At 66.9% G+C, this 278-nt stretch carries 1 protein-coding gene; it reads left to right on the forward strand.

From position 1 onward, the window contains the following. On the forward strand, positions 1–261 hold a 261-nt coding region (gene nuoB / locus HA630_RS01915), incomplete at its 5' end, for an NADH-quinone oxidoreductase subunit NuoB (protein ID WP_166832186.1). Positions 262–278: the final 17 nt, after the last annotated feature.

Raw genomic sequence — 278 nt, forward strand, 5'->3', positions numbered from 1 at the left:
ACCCTGTGCAACAAGATGGCGCCGGCGCTGCGCAAGGTCTACGACCAGATGGCCGAGCCGCGCTGGGTGCTGTCCATGGGGTCTTGCGCCAACGGCGGCGGCTACTACCACTACAGCTATTCCGTGGTGCGCGGCTGCGACCGCATCGTGCCGGTGGACGTGTACGTCCCGGGCTGCCCGCCGACGGCCGAAGCCTTGCTGTACGGCATCATCCAGCTGCAGCAAAAGATCCGCCGCACCAACACGATTGCGCGGGCATGAGCCGCGCGGGAGTTTCC

The organism is Aquabacterium sp. A08 (assembly GCF_011742065.1).